Annotated in this window: 13 protein-coding genes; 9 read left to right on the top strand and 4 right to left on the bottom strand. The window is 52.3% G+C overall.

What is annotated here, in order from left to right; translation table 11 throughout:
- Window positions 1-41 precede the first annotated feature (41 nt).
- Window positions 42-965, bottom strand: a complete 924-nt coding sequence (locus tag GO013_RS03755; RefSeq protein ID WP_163808718.1) for a glutaminyl-peptide cyclotransferase — start codon at window positions 963-965, stop codon at window positions 42-44.
- On the bottom strand, window positions 949-1,575 hold the full coding sequence (locus tag GO013_RS03750) for a CerR family C-terminal domain-containing protein (protein WP_163808717.1): 627 nt from the start codon (window positions 1,573-1,575) through the stop codon (window positions 949-951). Before GO013_RS03750 ends, GO013_RS03755 begins: the two co-directional genes overlap by 17 nt.
- Window positions 1,576-1,718: 143 nt before the next feature.
- Here GO013_RS03750 and ispH point away from each other — a divergent pair, with 143 nt between their 5' ends.
- The 4 genes from ispH to GO013_RS03730 all read left to right on the top strand — a co-directional run bounded on the left by ispH (window position 1,719) and on the right by GO013_RS03730 (window position 4,655).
- Window positions 1,719-2,567, top strand: coding sequence for a 4-hydroxy-3-methylbut-2-enyl diphosphate reductase (ispH, locus tag GO013_RS03745; RefSeq protein ID WP_163808716.1), 849 nt, complete (start codon window positions 1,719-1,721; stop codon window positions 2,565-2,567).
- A 380-nt stretch (window positions 2,568-2,947) separates the two neighbouring features.
- On the top strand, window positions 2,948-3,310 hold the full coding sequence (locus GO013_RS03740; RefSeq protein WP_163808715.1) for a molybdenum cofactor biosynthesis protein MoaE: 363 nt from the start codon (window positions 2,948-2,950) through the stop codon (window positions 3,308-3,310).
- Between the two features lie 10 nt (window positions 3,311-3,320).
- A complete protein-coding gene (gene moaA, locus GO013_RS03735) occupies window positions 3,321-4,331 on the top strand; it encodes a GTP 3',8-cyclase MoaA (protein ID WP_163808714.1) in 1,011 nt (336 codons plus the stop codon).
- 165 nt (window positions 4,332-4,496) lie between these two features.
- The gene (locus GO013_RS03730; RefSeq protein ID WP_163808713.1) at window positions 4,497-4,655 is read left to right on the top strand and encodes a hypothetical protein; all 159 of its coding nucleotides are present in this window, start codon (window positions 4,497-4,499) and stop codon (window positions 4,653-4,655) included.
- A gap of 405 nt (window positions 4,656-5,060) precedes the next feature.
- Here GO013_RS03730 and GO013_RS03725 read toward each other — a convergent pair whose 3' ends face one another.
- Together GO013_RS03725 and GO013_RS03720 are read right to left on the bottom strand one after the other, a co-directional pair.
- Window positions 5,061-8,702, bottom strand: a complete 3,642-nt coding sequence (locus GO013_RS03725; RefSeq protein ID WP_163808712.1) for a DUF748 domain-containing protein — start codon at window positions 8,700-8,702, stop codon at window positions 5,061-5,063.
- A 150-nt stretch (window positions 8,703-8,852) separates the two neighbouring features.
- On the bottom strand, window positions 8,853-10,112 hold the full coding sequence (locus GO013_RS03720) for a hypothetical protein (protein WP_163808711.1): 1,260 nt from the start codon (window positions 10,110-10,112) through the stop codon (window positions 8,853-8,855).
- 306 nt (window positions 10,113-10,418) lie between these two features.
- On the opposite strand from GO013_RS03720, the gene GO013_RS03715 reads away from it, so the two are divergent.
- The 5 genes from GO013_RS03715 to GO013_RS03695 are packed head-to-tail and all read left to right on the top strand — an operon-like array spanning window position 10,419 to window position 16,061.
- Window positions 10,419-12,152, top strand: coding sequence for a PAS domain-containing sensor histidine kinase (locus GO013_RS03715; RefSeq protein ID WP_163808710.1), 1,734 nt, complete (start codon window positions 10,419-10,421; stop codon window positions 12,150-12,152).
- A gap of 28 nt (window positions 12,153-12,180) precedes the next feature.
- Window positions 12,181-12,612, top strand: a complete 432-nt coding sequence (locus GO013_RS03710) for a response regulator (RefSeq protein ID WP_163808709.1) — start codon at window positions 12,181-12,183, stop codon at window positions 12,610-12,612.
- Window positions 12,613-12,624: 12 nt separating this feature from the next.
- Complete coding sequence (locus GO013_RS03705; RefSeq protein WP_163808708.1) at window positions 12,625-12,999, top strand: response regulator; 375 nt, start codon at window positions 12,625-12,627, stop codon at window positions 12,997-12,999.
- Window positions 13,000-13,022: 23 nt separating this feature from the next.
- Window positions 13,023-13,433, top strand: coding sequence for a response regulator (locus GO013_RS03700; RefSeq protein WP_163808707.1), 411 nt, complete (start codon window positions 13,023-13,025; stop codon window positions 13,431-13,433).
- 54 nt (window positions 13,434-13,487) lie between these two features.
- Window positions 13,488-16,061 (top strand): PEP/pyruvate-binding domain-containing protein, encoded by a 2,574-nt coding sequence (locus GO013_RS03695; protein ID WP_163808706.1) that lies wholly within the window; start codon window positions 13,488-13,490, stop codon window positions 16,059-16,061.
- Window positions 16,062-16,129: the final 68 nt, after the last annotated feature.

The raw sequence follows: 16,129 nt of genomic DNA, 5'->3' as shown, positions 1-16,129 counted from the left end.
TGGCCGTCCTCGCAGTTCAGGAGGAATTTAAAAAAAGTGTCTTAGAATTGGGGGAGTGCTATTTCGAACAGTTTGTTCCAGTGCTTGCCGGTGACGTACAGGCGTTTGGAGTGTGCGTCATAGGCGATGCCGTTGGCCACACCGCTGCTGGGAGAAAGCCGTTTTCGCAAGGGAGACAGATCAATTTGTCCGTGGGCGTGTCCTGTTTTCGGGTCAATCATGATCACGATGTCTGATTTCCAGATATTCGCGTACACCATCCCATTGATATATTCCAATTCATTGAGTTGGCGGACAGGTTTGCCGTTGCTGGTGACACGAATTATCGAAATTGGGGTGAACTCTTTCGGGGTGTACACGGTGAGCCGGTCGGTCCCGGATGAAAGGATGAAATTGTTGCCGTCAAAGGCTAATCCCCATCCTTCCATGGTGTGAAAGCGGGGCCGGTATGCAAATGTTTCCAGTTTTTCGAGCGTGTCCAGACGGTAGATGAATCCGGTGCCGGATCGCCAGGTCAGCAAGCGCAGATGGTCGCCTTGTGTGGCCATGCCTTCCGCGAAGTAGCGACCGGGAAGCGGGACTGAGCGGATATGACGGCCTGTTTTTAGTTCGACTGTGGCGAGAAAGGATCGTCGATACCCCCCAGAGGATTCATAGAGCGTTCCCTCATGCACGAAAAGTCCCTGTGTCGACGTTTTGGCGTCGTGTGGATATTCGTTGATGACGGTGCAGGGGAAATGCACACCCTCGGCACATACTGCGTTGGGGATGAAGAGTGCGGCCAGGAAGCAGACAAAAGACCAGAAAAATATGTGGTTTGCGTGAAAGGCTGTGGCGACACTCCATGCGATTTCGTCAGGCCGGACGAGAGTGTCTGTCAAAGAAAATATGTGGGTGCTCCGATTGAGAGCGACGGGGCGTTGGCCCGTGAAGCGTGCGAGTCGTGTGCTATTTTTTAACGGCATTGATGCCGCCAAGAGAAAATTTGACGACATGATCCACAAAGGCGTCTATGTTTTCATCCATGCCTGGTCGGTTTGGCGTTAACCGTTCGAGAATTGGCTGGATGAGCAGTTGGTCGAGTATCAAGGCCCACACATTGGCACTGCAAAAGGCCATGGTTGTTTCCGGGGTGTTCGGTCCCAGCAGTTCGGCCACGATGTGTCGCAATTCATCGGTTCGCGCCTGGACCTGCCTGCGAACGATGAAGTCGAGATGTTTGCTCGGCTTGGCCATTTCTCGGAGGAAAATAGCCCACCGGCGTGCGGTCATGTCGCTTCCCATTCGATAAATTTCGGCCACAAGCCCACGAACGAATTCATGAAGACGAGCTTCAGGGTGTGCGGTGGAGCTGTCAAGCTTCTGCCAATCTTCCTTTTTGGGGAAAATTTCTTCGAGGACCGCAGCATACAGCCCGCTTTTGCTCCCGTAATGATAGTTGACGGCAGCGACATTCGCTTGGGCCTGACTGCATATGTTTCGGACAGTGGCTGAATCAAAGCCTTTGTCGGCAAAAACTTCAATGGCAGCCGATAAAAGTGCCGCTTTGGTGTTGACGTCTTGTGGTTCGTTCATATCTTTATTATCTGTTTGGCGAATTCCGATTCAAAGTGCTTGAAACATCAGTTAAAATCCTTAGCAAAATCAGGATGTAAGTCAAGTGTATTTTCCGATAGTTTACCGTTTCAAACGATCTGTTTTTCGATAAGGGGGAGAGTGTGGACGTTGTTTTGGCTGAAACCGCAGGCTTTTGTATGGGGGTTGATCTCGCATTGACGCGTTTGGATACGTTGATCGATAATGCGGAAGGTCGCCCCATTTATATTCTTGGTCCCATCATTCATAATCCTCAGGTGCTCAAGGAATATGCGGACAAGGGCGTCACCAAGGTTGATACTCCCGAGGACGTGCCGGGTGGTGCATACGCGGTCATTCGGGCGCATGGTGTTCCCCGTCAGGTTGAGGATGGATTGAAGTCTCGTGATGTCTTTGTCAAGGACGTGACTTGTCCTCGTGTGAAAAAAGCGCAACTGCTCATTGCTCGTCATACGGCTGGTGGTGCCGAGCTGTTGTTGTATGGCGAGGCCGATCATCCCGAGGTCGCAGGGCTGGTCAGTTATGCGAGTCATGATTATTTCGTCTTCGGCTCTCCCGAAGAATTGGACCGACATGAATTGAACCCGGACAAGAAGTATGTTTTGGCCGCCCAGACAACGCAGGATCGAGTTTTATTCGATCAGATTGCCGACCGCCTTTCTGCTGATGAAAAGGTGCAGGTCGAGGTACTCCGTACAATTTGCGATGCCACCAGACTCAGACAGGCTGAGGCCAAGAGGTTGGCTTCCGAAGTGGATTTCATGGTTGTTGTTGGTGGATATATCAGCGGAAACACGCGCCGTTTGGCCCAGGTCGTCACGGATGCTGGAACGCCGTGTCAACACATCGAGACGGTCGTGGATTTGGAATTGGATGAATTGGCTGGGTATGCCCGTATTGGGGTGACTGCTGGAGCTTCGACGCCACGAAATTTGATTGATGAAGTCCTTGATGGTCTGAAGTCACTTTAAATTTAATTTTGCAAAAAGCAGGGACCAGGCGGTTCCGGGTGGAAAGAGTGGCCGGAAGCTGTCCCTGGTCCCATGCCTGTTGCCTCGCCGCACCAAGCTGTTTATTTGCCGATCAGGGCGGTGGAGGGCGTTGATCGACAGGCCGCGGTGTGAGCGGTCATGATGATGCGGCGCTGGCGGTGCCGATACGAAAAAATTGTGTTCGAGCAGTACCTCCCGAATCAGCAGGAGCATATACGCCCTCCTATGGAGCTGATATTATTTTGTGCCGCGCGTGTGCGGTGTCTGACTGGGGGTAAAAGGAAAAGGCTTGTCCTTGCAGAGGACAGAGCATATCGTCGTGCGGGATTATGATCGCTGGAAAAATACAAGGAGATTTTATGGATATCAATAAGGCTCTTGCTGCGTTGAAAAAAGAACCTGGTTTCGCTGATAACGTGGGTATGGTGCTTGTGCATAACGGCATTGTTCGCGGGTGGTCTCGAAAGGACCACAGTGAAGTTTCAGCTATTGAAGTGACGCCCGATCTCGATAAAATCGAAGAGATTCGTCAGGAAATCGAAGCCTATGAAGGGATTTTCAAAGCCAGGGCCTATGCCTTGTCTGGTCGGATGCAGCCCGGTGATGATGTGCTGTACCTGATTGTGGCTGGTGATATTCGTGAAAATGTGAAAGCTGCGTTGGCTGACTTCCTGGATCGAGTGAAGGCAGAAGCTGTTTCAAAAAAAGAGATTTTTGCCTGAGGAAGAGTCCATGCACGCCCCTATTCTTGACAGTCATGGCCGGACGGCCAGCTATATGCGTATCAGTGTGACGGATCGGTGTAATCTTCGGTGTACCTATTGTGCTGGAGAGGGAATGGAATTTATTCCGCATCCCAAGATCCTGCGGTACGAAGAAATTTTGGATATCATTGCGCTAGCCGAAGGGTTCGGCGTTGAAAAGGTTCGTTTTACCGGCGGAGAACCCTTTGTTCGATTGGGTTTTGCGGATTTCATGATCGCTGCCGCCAACCGTTTTCCCAATGTTGACATGTGTGTGACGACCAATGGCACACTGATTGGGGAGCATATTGAACACCTTGCCAAATCAGGCGTCCGGCGGATGAATATCTCTCTGGACACCATGAATCGCAAAAAATATGAACAGATTACCGGACGGGACAAGTTTGATATCGTTCGGGAAAATATTGATCGGTGTCTGGATGCTGGAATGACCGTCAAGGTCAACAGTGTGGCCATGCGCGGGGTCAATGATGATGAATTGCCGGAATTCCTTGAATATGCGGCATCGCGGGAGATCGATTTCCGGTTTATCGAATTTATGCCGGTGGGCACGGAGACCGGGTGGAAGGACGATTTGGTCTGGACTGCGGACGACATTCTCACCGAGGCTCAGCAGTTGGCCGATCTGCGTCCTTCAGTCAACGGTCCCAAGCACGGTCACGGTCCGGCTCGCATGTATGACATTGTGAATGGCAAGGGTCGTCTCGGGTTGATTTCTTCGTATTCCAATCATTTTTGTGCGACATGCAACCGGCTTCGCATTACGTCTGACGGATTCCTCAGGACCTGTCTTTTTTCGGACAAGGTGTACAAATTGCGTCCGGCTTTGCGGAATGAAAAGCTTGGGTTGGATTTTGTGGAGCGCATTATTCGTTCTGCCATGCGGTCCAAGCCGATTGGCTATGATTTATTGCGCAAGATGTCCGCCAACCACGGGCATGACGTCTGTCACACCCGCATGGCATCCATCGGCGGATAGGTACCGAATCTGCTGCGTTGACAGGGACTCGCTGGAGGGAAGACTCCCGCTTCGTCCCTGTCGCCTTGCATCTCCGGCACCTCTCCGCCGATGGATTCGTCTTGATTCGAGGGGTGTGTGGTTCCGGTCGCTCGCCTTGGCGGCGTTGCTCTGTGGTCGGGGAGAATGAAGATTTTGGATGGTGACGTGACTTTGGGGTTGCCGCTTCGTCCCTGTCGCCTTGCATCTCCGGCACCTCTCCGCCGATGGATTCGTCTTGATTCGAGGGGTGTGTGGTTCCGGTTGCTCGCCTTGGCGGCGTTGCTCTGTGGTCGGGGCGAATGAAGATTTTGGATGGTGAGGTCACTTTGGGGTTGCCGTTTCGTCCCTGTTGCTTTGCATCTCCGGCACCTCTCCGCCGATGGATTCGTCTTCAATATAGCGTGTGTGGTTCCGGTCGCTCGCCTTGGCGGCGTTGCTCTGTGGTCGGGGAGAATGAAGATTTTGGATGGTGAAAGGAAAGAGTGTTACTTTTTGATTTCAATCCATCCCTTCGCCGTAGGCGACAATGGGAATCCAAAGGGGCGTTCCCCTTTGGCCGCCGGAGGCGAAATCACCGTCATTCCCGCCGGAGGCGGTTCCCCTCCTGATTTATTTCACCAAGGTCTCTTTCCCTCAAAACGGATCATCCCCCTTCGCCGGAGGCGGCTCTCCACCTGATGTATTTCACTCATTGTGCTTTTATAAAAATCAATTGATGCCGAGATCAGCCCGGTGTGCTGGAACGCCGGTTTTTCCTGCGGCGTCTTTCCTGTCGAGCAGAAAGACTCGGTCTTTCAATTCCGGGTGACTGTCTATGATGGCACTTTTGACCGTGTTGGCTCGGTCCATGGCGAGGTCGTGTAATAATTCGTCGGTGATGACGATTCGATCCCGGATGAATTTTTCCATGACATCGACGGGTTGCCGATCGGTCATGAAGAGCGTGGTGGGCTTGATGCCTTCTTCGTCAGGTTCGTCGGCATAGGCTTCGAAGAGCAGATCTTCATATTCTTCCGGTGCGATAACCATGTCGGCCACGTCATTTTCAGCTCGGTCGGATCGAGAGAGCTCGTCATATTTTTGTTGCTTGATCTTGGTTTCGAAGATCACTTCGACCAATCCGTTCTTGTCGGCGACGGGATCAATGACGCCATCCACTTCCAGTGTGAGTTTTTTCCGTTCAGTCAACGCCTTGATGATGGTCTCCATCTTTTGTTGACCGCTGTCATCCAACGCGTGCCGGCCTGGTTCGAAAACCACGAAATCCATGTTTTCGCCGCCGCCGAACATGGAGCCGATCAGGGTGAATGGAGAGGCCAACGCCTTGAACAAGAGACTGACGATGGCCTTGAAGACAATGCCACCGATCTGGAAGTCGGGATCGTTGAGTTCTCCTCGGATGGGCAGATTCAATTCCATGTTGCCGTCGCCGTCCTGAAGAAGTGACAGTCCGAACTCGACAGGCACGTTGGGCGCGTCCGGGCGATTGTCCTTTGCACCCAAGACAAGCTGTTCGATGTAGAATTTGTTTTCCGCGTTCAAAAGCCAGTTTTCTGTTTGAAAGGAAATATCAGCGTACAGACGGCCTTTCTCAATGGGATAGGCCAGATTCTTGAGCGTGTATGGGGTCAGTGGCACCAGTTCCATGCCGTTGACGGCAATGACGAGATCCGAATAGATCGGGGTGATGACCGGATTGACCACGCCGGAAATCGACATGGGGGTCGGCCCGATGTTGCCCTTGAAATCCACTTTGGGCCGGGCCTCGGGCGATTGGTTCACTTCGGTGAGGAGCAGGTTCATACCTGTCAGGTTGGTCGAAAAATCAGGGTGGACACTTTCATCCTTGAAGGAGACGGCTCCTTTGGTCATGCTGATTTTGTTGATTTTTACGGACTTGAAAAAGGGGGCGGCCTTTTGGGGCTGGCCTGCTTGTTTTGTCTCTTGAGCCGGAGGGGCCTCGGATGCAGTTGTTGCGGTTTTGGGAGTTGTGTCCTGAAGCCGTAAGGCCCGGCGGATATTTATCTGACCATCTTCAGAAAAATGAATGACCCCACGCGGTCCGGCGAGCGCGATTTCCCCGATGGAAAGCGTGTTGGGAGCGGTGGCACACTTCAGTGTCTTCACGTCAAGAGCGTCAAGGCCGATGATTTCCTTTTTGCTGAACGTGTCCTTGATGGACACCGAGCGAAGCGCGGTGTCGCCGGTCACGGTGAATTTTGGCGTTTTTCCATTTTTGAAGGAATACTTGATGTTGGCAAAGGCCGCGCCTTTGGCGATCAGGAGTTCCGTGTATTCTGCGAGATACCCGTCCAATGGACGCAATCCCAACCCATTGAGACGGATGCGGCCGTTTGACCAGAGCGGGAGTATGGAGACGGTGCCATCGACAGAGAAGGTCCCTTTTCCACTCCATTTCCCGTCGAGGGAAAATGGCATGGCGGCTTTTTCTTTGGAGGAAAACTCTTTCATGTCCAGTGTGAAGCCGTTTATTCCCAAATCTGCGGGATGGTGCAGTGATTGATCGCGCAGATGCGCTGCGCCGTTTTTGATTTGGATTCGGGCGCAGTCTGCGCTCCACCCATGGGACCACGTTTCTTTGGCTGCTTTGACGATTTTCATTTCGTCGAGCTGGACTTTTTCTTTGACAAAGAGGGCGATTAGATCCAGTTGGCCGTTTTTTCCCCTGATGACTTTGGCAAATGGGTCTGTCACGACGATGTCTTTCATCGTGATAGCCTGCTTTTTCAGATCAAGGGTTGCGCCTGAAATTGTCAGTTCTTTCAATCCGAGACTGGGGTTTGAAGCGTTCGGCTTGCTGATGGAAAGGTCGCTGAGACTCATGCTGCCATCCTGTATGGTCAGGGCGGGCGTCGAGCCTTCCACAAGGACGTTGACTGAGGCGGAAAATGTGCCGATGCCGGAATCCACAATAAGCGGTTGTGCGTTGTTGATGTAGGATGAGTACACCGGAAGCGGGATGTTTTCGCCAGCAATCGTGACGGTTGCAGACAGTGGTTTGATCGTGGCCACACCGTTGAGAGTCAGGATACCCGCATCCGGATTCGCTTCTGAACCGGCCATTGCTTCGATGGTACAGGGGTGATTCCCGGCGGTCGTGATTTCCGAACCGGTAAAAGACAGTGGGCTGAACGTGCGTTTGAAGCCGCCTTTGACGAGGCGGTCTTCCCAATCGATCGTTCCTTTGGACATGGTGATTTTGCGTATGTCCAACGAAAAGGTCGTTTCATTCTTGGAGGTTATTTCAACGGTTGATCCTGTGTCACTGATTTCTGAACCGGGGAAATATGTGGCCCAGTTGATGATGTTGTTTGTGTCTCGGATGACCTTGAAATATGGCGTGTCCAGAGTGATACTCGTCAGGGTTAAGGCCTTGTCGCCAAGGGAGAATCGTTCCATTTCAAAGGCGAGTTCCTTGACAGACACCACGGATTTTTCTTTGGGGTCCGTGAATTCAAGATTCGTTAACGATCCACCGCCCCCCAGAAACAAGTTGAGCCGTTGGTCTTCTGGGCGTTCGAAAAAGAGGGAAATATCCGAGGTGAATTGTCCGTCTTTCAATTGGAGTGGTGTCTTGAGCGGGACGTATTGCCAATATTGGTTGAGATCGACATCCACGGCTCCCAATTCGAATTCGGTGAGCAGGGTTTCGTCAAACGGAAGCGTCCGCCCCTTGAGTTCCACGGGATCACCGTTAATGATGGCTGTGAATTTTGGCTGGGTGAATTCTTTTTTCAGCTTGGCAAAGGACGAAGTGAAGGGCACCCGGAGAAACATATCCTTGATGACGTGCTTTTTCTTGTGCGGACGATCGTCGAAGGTGATCGTTGCGTTGGTCATCTCGAATCCGTAGAGCGCAAACGGGAAGATGGCGGTATTTTGTGCTGCTTCGTCCGTTTGGTCCGGTGCGGTCACCGGTGCCTCGAGAATGTCCGAAATGGAGTATTTCCCGTCGCCGAAAAAGGTGATGTCCAGCTGCAATCCGTCGAGTTGCAAATAGGAAATGACCGGAGCGAATTCCCAAATACTGGTGACGCCGGGGGCTGCCACGATCTTTTTGACTGACAGCAGTGACCCTTCTGCATCGAGTTTGTCGATATGCAGCCCGGAGATTTCAAGACGGTAGGTGAAGGGATTGAAAGACACCGTTTCGATGTGGGCTGGTCGGTTCAAGGCCTCGTGAAGTTGGTTGGAAGCGATCCGATTCACGAGTGGGGGAACAGCAAAAAAACCGAACAATGTGTATGCGATGAAAGCGGTGAGAAGCCAGAATCCAATGCGCCGGAGTCTGGGAGAGCCATACGGAATCATATCGAGAAAGGACAGCATGTTCGACCTGCCTGCTGAAAATGGTTGACGAGGTGTGTGTGACCATATCGCAAACCAGGATTTTTATCCATGTATTACGAGTGGGCTGTCCCTTGTTTTCACGGGCCATGAAGGGACGCTTTCGAACACAGACATCCGTTTGGTGATCGTTTATTTCTTTTTGGTCGGTCCGAAGACGAAAATTCGGTATAGGGTCAACAAGACGAAAAAAATGACGATTAGCAACAGGCCGAGCATGAAAGCGTGATTGAGTATTGATTCGATTTCACGTTCGCTTTGATTGACCACTTCATCGACTCGGTCGAACAAAATATTTTGTTGTTGAACCAGTGCAGCCATTGTTTGATTGATGGCTGCTTCTCGTTCAACGGATACCGATGTCACGATGTCTTCGATTGTTTCCTTTTGCCAATCCGACATGCCGGCCAAGGCCTTGTTCAGGGTTTCATCCCGTTGTTTGGCGAGATTGAGGAAAAGCTTGTCGATAAGTTTCGATATCTCTTTCCCCATGTCTTCGGGAAAGTCCTCGGCCAGATGCAGATATTGATCCGAAAGGCTGACAATATCTTCGGTCGTGGTGATGAGACCGTTTGTTTCTGGTTGAAAGATCATTTCCAGATACGCGAGTTTGATCTGGAAGTTCACCAGAAGTTGCATCCGGGAAACGAGATAGAATGCACGGTCAACCGCGAATTTCATATCCCGGGCAACCAGTGTCGCCTCCTGAACGCTGGCAAACAGGCCGCCCGGCACAATGAGTTTGCGCATGGACGGTTTCAGCCCGAGTTCTCCGAAATCTTCGAAACGGACGTAGTTGACGCTGATTTTGTTCGGATACTTCGTGCGCCAGGCACTGATGACCCGTTTGAGTTCATCGATTTGTTGCGGTGTCATGATTCTGGCGGCAACGTCCCAGATGTCTTGTTCTGCCTCTCTGATGATGGCGAGTGCCGGAAGCCCTGCGTCTCCAAAAATTTTGGGTATCCAGAAGTCTTCCCAGACCATGCGGCGCAGTGTGGCGACCACGGTCATATCCAGTAGGGCCACGCCCGGATATGGACCGGCTGCGATTTCCACGTTACTGGACATATTGAAGACCATCATGCGCGCGGCCGTGATTCGGGCCTGCGGTGTGCCGATTCGGTTGATGATTTCCGAGGCTTCTCCCATCAGCGTATTGGTCGTGTCCGCATAGGCCATGACAGCCGCTTGAAGTTCCTGCGGTCCCATATGTTCTGGGTTTCCGGATTCCTGGGGAGTCTTGGTGGAGTAAAACTGTGTGGGCGGATGAGTGAGGTGAGGACGGCTTCCACCGCCGCAGCCAAAGAGAAAGACCAGTGTCGCAAGAGTGATCGGCAAGAGCTTGTTCATGGCAGCGTCCGTGTGATGTGTCTGAATGGGATTGTTCATATCCATTTTCATCCCGAAGAGCGAAATAATCAACTGTTATTTACGTTTCATGTGGTTGAAAATGGAGAATTCGAAGCATGTGAGCGCGTGCGGAATCGAGTCTGGTCGATTGTTGCAAGGGATGGCAATGCCATCTTTTGGGTATGAGAATTCGTATTTTGTGTGAAATGAGTAAGGGTTGTTGATTTGTGGAATAAAGTGATACTATATTGACAATGAGTCGAAAACCTCTTGCGAAAGCCCTTTTTGAAGGCGTGACGCGAGCGGCGTAAGTCCAGTGGCATTTCCCAATGATTTGGAGCGAGAATGTCTGATACGCATTATTACCATGGGTTGGCCAAGAGCATGATGTTCACCATCATACTCGTTTCTTTTGCTCCCCTTTTGTGCATCGTGCTTATCGCTGGGTATCAATATAGCGTTGCGTATGAAGAGAAAGTCGAAGCTCATCTGCGCGAATTGGTACTCAAGCATGACCAATCCATTGATTCCTACCTTGAAGAGAAAGTCGCCGAGATTCAGGTCCTGGCCGAAATCATCGAACTGGGCAAGCTGCATGATCCTGCCAGTCTTCAGGATTTGCATGATGCGTTGGTTCGGGGGCACGGGAGTGACTTTGTGGATTTGGGCATGGTTAATAGCGACGGTATTCAGGTCGCCTATGCCGGACCATATAAGCTTCAGGGTGTGGACTATTCTGAAGCGGAATGGTTCAAGGCCGCCAGGACTCGCAAGGTTCACGTGAGTGATGTCGGGTTGGGACTGCGCGGCGTGCCGCATTTTACCATTGCCCTCCGGCTGGATGAAGACGGGGAGGAGTGGGTTTTGCGTACCACGCTTGATTTCATCGCCTTCAATAAGCTGGTCGAGGATATCCGTATCGGTGAAACCGGGCTGGCCTATATCATTAACAGACACGCGGAATTTCAAACAACACCTCGTCGTGATATGACCGACGAGGTACCATTCTTGCGTGTTATGGCTCGTTCCATGACTGACCGTTCGGAGATGGTCCGGGGGCGTGCGGCGATGTCGCTGGAAACCAATCCCGCCACCGGGCGTGAGACTATTTTCGTGACCAGTCCGATCAAGGGCGGGGACTGGATCATGGTGTATCAACAGGATGTCGCAGACGCCTTTTCCGATTTGAATCGATCCCGAAATCTTGCCATTGTCGTGTTGTTGCTCGGTGGTATTTCCATTGCGCTCATGGCGTATCTGATGAGTAAACGCATGGCGCGCAAGGTCGCTCGGGCGGATCAGGCCAAGGATATCATGAATGAACAGGTCATTGAGGCTGGCAAGCTCGCTTCGGTGGGCGAATTGGCTGCGGGAATCGCCCATGAGATCAATAATCCCGTGGCCATTATGGTAGAAGAGGCCGGGTGGATTCAGGATTTGTTGGAAGAAGGACTGGGCGAGGACGATAATGAACGCGAGGTACAGCGCGCATTGAATCAGATTCGGACGCAGGGAAGTCGGTGCAAGGAGATCACCCACAAATTGCTCAGTTTTGCCCGGAAAATCGATCCGACCGTGATATCTGTCTGTCTCAATGAATTGGTGCTCGAAATCGTCCAGCTTTCCGAGCAACGGGCCAAATATGCCAACGTGGTGATCGAAACGAGCCTGGGAGACAGTATCCCTCCGGTGGAAGCGAGTCCTTCGGAGATGCAGCAGGTGCTGCTCAATCTGGTCAACAATGCCATTGACGCCATGGACCCGGGCGGTGGCAATCTCGACATCATGACCCGTGTAGAGGACGCCTTCGTGGTGGTCTCCATCGCCGATACGGGGTGCGGTATTCCCCAGGCCAATTTGTCGCGTATTTTTGATCCGTTTTTTACCACGAAGCCTGTGGGCAAGGGGACCGGACTTGGGCTGTCCATCATCTATGGCATCATCAACAAGATGGACGGTTCCATTGCCGTGGATTCTGCGGTTGACCAGGGAACGAAGTTTATCATCCGATTGCCAATATCTGACGGTGAGGATGGCAGTGCGTGTGATTATGCCACGAATGAACAGGGTACCCCGTAATGGGGGCCCGGAAATCGGGAGGAGACCAATGCCTGCGAATATTCTGCTCGTTGACGATGAACACGGTTTTGTTGACACCATGGCCAAGCGATTGGAGAATCGAGGCCTGACAGTGACAACCACGTACAGTGCCCAGGAAGGCCTTGATATTCTGGAAAAGGACCATTCCATTGATGTCGTGGTCATGGATGTCAAGATGCCTGGCATGGATGGCACGGAAGCGTTGAAGGTGGTCAAGACTTCATATCCGTTGGTGGAAGTCGTCATGCTGACAGGTCATGCCACGGTGGAGTCCGCCATTGAAGGCATGAAATCCGGTGCGTTCGATTATCTGATGAAGCCGTGTGATTTGAATGATCTTTTGACCAAGGTTGATGAGGCGTATGAAAAGAAACAGGCACAGGAAACCAAGATTCTTGAGGCCCGTGCCAGACATATCGTGTTGAGACGAGGCGATTAGGAGGGGAGTCTGATGAACGATGCGCCCATTCGTCTGCTTTTGGTGGATGATGAAGTCGGTTTTCTGGAAGTTTTGCAAAAACGACTGGGAAAGCGAGGACTTGATGTGACTGTTGCGAGCAGCGGAGCCGCTGGTATACAGACATTGCGGGGCACTGATTTTGACGTGGCGGTCCTTGATTTGAAGCTGGAGGACATGGATGGTATCGAGGTCCTCCAGATATTCAAGAAGATGGTGCCGGAACTGCCGGTGATCATGCTGACAGGGCACGGAAGCGAACAGGCGGCGCGTGAAGGCGTGGCTTCCGGCGCATTCGACTACATGCTCAAGCCGTGCGACCTGGATGAGTTGTTGATAAAGATACGGCAGGCCTTTGAACAGGCGTGACTGGCAACTGATGGAGAGACAGTATGGCAGGTATCAAGGTGCTTCTTGTCGATGATGAAGCGGGATTCCGAAAGACATTGGGAAAACGGCTTGATCGGCGGGGAATGACGGTCAAAGAGGCTGATTCGGGAGAAAATGCACTCGACGTTCTTGAATCATTTGATCCGGATGTGGTGTTGTTGGATGTCAAGATGCCCGGAATGGATGGATTGACCGTTCTGCACAAGATCAAACTGGTGAATCCGTTGATCGAGGTGGTCATGCTGACAGGCCATGCCAGCATGGATATTGCCATCAACGGGATGGAGTTGGGCGCGTTCGATTATTTGATGAAGCCCGTTGAATTCGAGGAATTGTTGTACAAGTTGGAAGACGCGTCCGTTCGAAGGCGACATCACCAAGAAAAAATCACGGCCAAGGAACACAGCCAGTAGAGGGGATGATGACTGTTCCCCCTGTGACCTGTTTTGCGTGCCGATGGAGGCTTCATGGGTATTTTTGATTGGCTGCCGTGGAGAGCGCGAAAGAAGACCCCCGAAGAACTGGCGGAGATTCGTCGAGTCTTTGCGGCCCGGTACGATCATTTTCGGCTTTTGATTCAGGCAAATACCCGTGCCCATGAATTGATCGGTGAATTGGAGGAGTCCCTGCGCGGGTTCACTCCTTACGGGATGCAATACGTCAATACCTTGTGTACCCGGCTCTCTACATCCATCTTTCAGATGGTCCGCCATCTCGGCGAACTTGACCCCAAAGACCATGATGCTCTTGTCGCTGCCATGGAATCCATCAATGATCGCATCATGGCCGCGCTCGCACCGGAAGAGCATATTGTCAGTGGCGATCTGGTCCTTGACCTGTCTCAGGTCGGGCGGGACCATGCCGATTTGTGCGGCCCAAAGATGGCGATGCTCGGCGAGGCCGGGATCAGTCTTGGGTTGAATATCCCTGCCGGGTTTGTCATTACCGTGGCTGCATATCACCGTTTTGTGGATGCCGGAGATTTGCGGCCAGAGGTGGCTCGTCGAATTCAGGCCACGGATAGCAATGACCGGGAAGCCCTGTTTCGGATGTCTTCGGAAATCATGCAATTAGTCATGGATACCTCCATTCCCGATGATTTGGCAGAGGCCATTTTAACCGCTTATGACACGTTGAGCGAACAATTTGAGACACCGCCTGATCTGGCAGTGCGGTCCAGTGCTTTGGGTGAAGACGCGGAGGGGTCGTCCTATGCCGGACAATACCGGTCTGTTTTAAACGTGGATCGGGCTTCGTTGCTGGATTCCTACAAGGAAGTCGTGGCCTCCAAATTTTCTCGGCAGGCCATGGCCTATCGGATGAACCGGGGCATTCGTGACGAGGATGTGGCCATGAGTGTCGGTTGCATGACCATGGTCGATGCCATGTCCGGCGGTGTGGCGTATTCGCGAAATCCGGTCAATGTCAGGGACGAGGCGGTGTCGGTCCATTCCGTCTGGGGATTGCCCAAGCCTGTGGTGGATGGAACTGCCGAGACCGATGTCTTTTTGGTGAATCGGGATTCCCTGACGGTGAATGAACGAATTATTGCCGAAAAGCCGGATATGTTTGTGTGCAGCCCCGCAGAAGGGGTGTGCCGGGAGACTTTGCTGGATGAGTTGCGGTCTGAGCCGTCCTTGACAGATGAACAGGCCTCCATTGTTGCCCGGGAAGCGGTGCGTATCGAAACCCAGTTCGGCACGCCACAGGATATCGAATGGGCCATGACATCGGACGGAGTGTTTCATCTGTTGCAATGTCGGCCATTGATGCAGATCGAGTCGGCCAAAGTCGCACATCCGGCGGCTGCGGACCTGCCTGTTCCGGTGGTGTCTGGTGGACGGGTCGCCAGTCCGGGGGTTGGGGTAGGACCGGCGTATTCGGTACGCAAGGATGTGGATGCCTTAACCTTTCCTGATGGTGGGGTGTTGATTTTGAAACACGCTCTACCGAGCCGGGCCGCGTTACTCGACCGGTGCAGTGCGCTCATTACCGAGCAGGGTGGCATGGCTGGTCATCTGGCCAACGTGGCCCGTGAGTTTGGTGTTCCTGCCCTGTTTGGGGTGAAAGGGGTGGTCGGTCAATTCGAGAATGGTCGGATTCTCACGGTGGATGCCGACGGGCACGCAGTGTATGACGGGGCGGTGGAAGCTTTGCTTGTTGAAAAACCCAGAGAGCGGATCATGCGGGGAAGTCCTGTGCAGGCGGCTTTGCGAAAGGCCGCACGGCATATTGTCCGGCTGAATTTGACCGATCCTGAATCTCCGGAATTTGCGCCGAAAAATTGCAAAACGCTGCATGATATCATGCGGTATTGCCATGAAAAAGGTGTGGCTGGAATGTTTGAATTTGGCACGGATAATGATTTTATCGAAGCCGCCAGCCGTCAGCTTATCTGTGATGTGCCGAAACAGTTTTGGGTGTTGAATCTGGATGACGGCTTCCTGCCGGAAGGCGAGTCCCGGGCAGATCAGTGCATTTTGTTGAAACATGTGGATTCCTATCCCATGCACGCTTTGTGGGAAGGGATGCAGGCTGTGCAATGGGAAGGCCCGCCGCCGGTGCATACCAAGGGGCTGATGTCCGTGATGTTTGAGGCGACCATGAACCCGGACTTGAATCCGGCTTCGGGAACACGCTACACGCAGCGCAACTATTTCATGATTTCGAAGAATTATTGTTCATTGCAGTCACGATTCGGGTTCCATTTCTGTGGGGTGGAATCTTTGGTGTCTGACCGAACTAGTGAGAATTATGCCAGTTTCCAGTTCAAGGGAGGGGCCGCCAATGTTGAGCGGCGTATCCTTCGCGCTCGGTTTGTCGGTGATCTGCTGGAGGAATTCGAATTTCGGGTTCGGGTGCGTCAGGACAACATGTTCGCCCGGGTCGAAGGCCTTGGTCGGGAGGCCATGGGGCGTCGATTGAAGATTCTCGGCTATCTGATTACTCATACGCGGCAGTTGGATATGATTATGACCAACAAGGCCGAGGTGGAGCGGCGAAGGGAACGTTTTTTGAAGGATTTCGCCCTGTTTGAATAGAGTGGCCCTCAATCGAGAGACCTGCGATCTGCCCACATTTGGAACCTTTATATAAAAGCCCCCGGAAA

It is taken from the genome of Pseudodesulfovibrio sp. JC047 (assembly GCF_010468615.1).
Lineage (GTDB): Bacteria > Desulfobacterota > Desulfovibrionia > Desulfovibrionales > Desulfovibrionaceae > Pseudodesulfovibrio.
The sequence above is the reverse complement of the archived record's forward strand: the minus strand, read 5'-3'. Positions and strand labels throughout refer to the sequence as shown.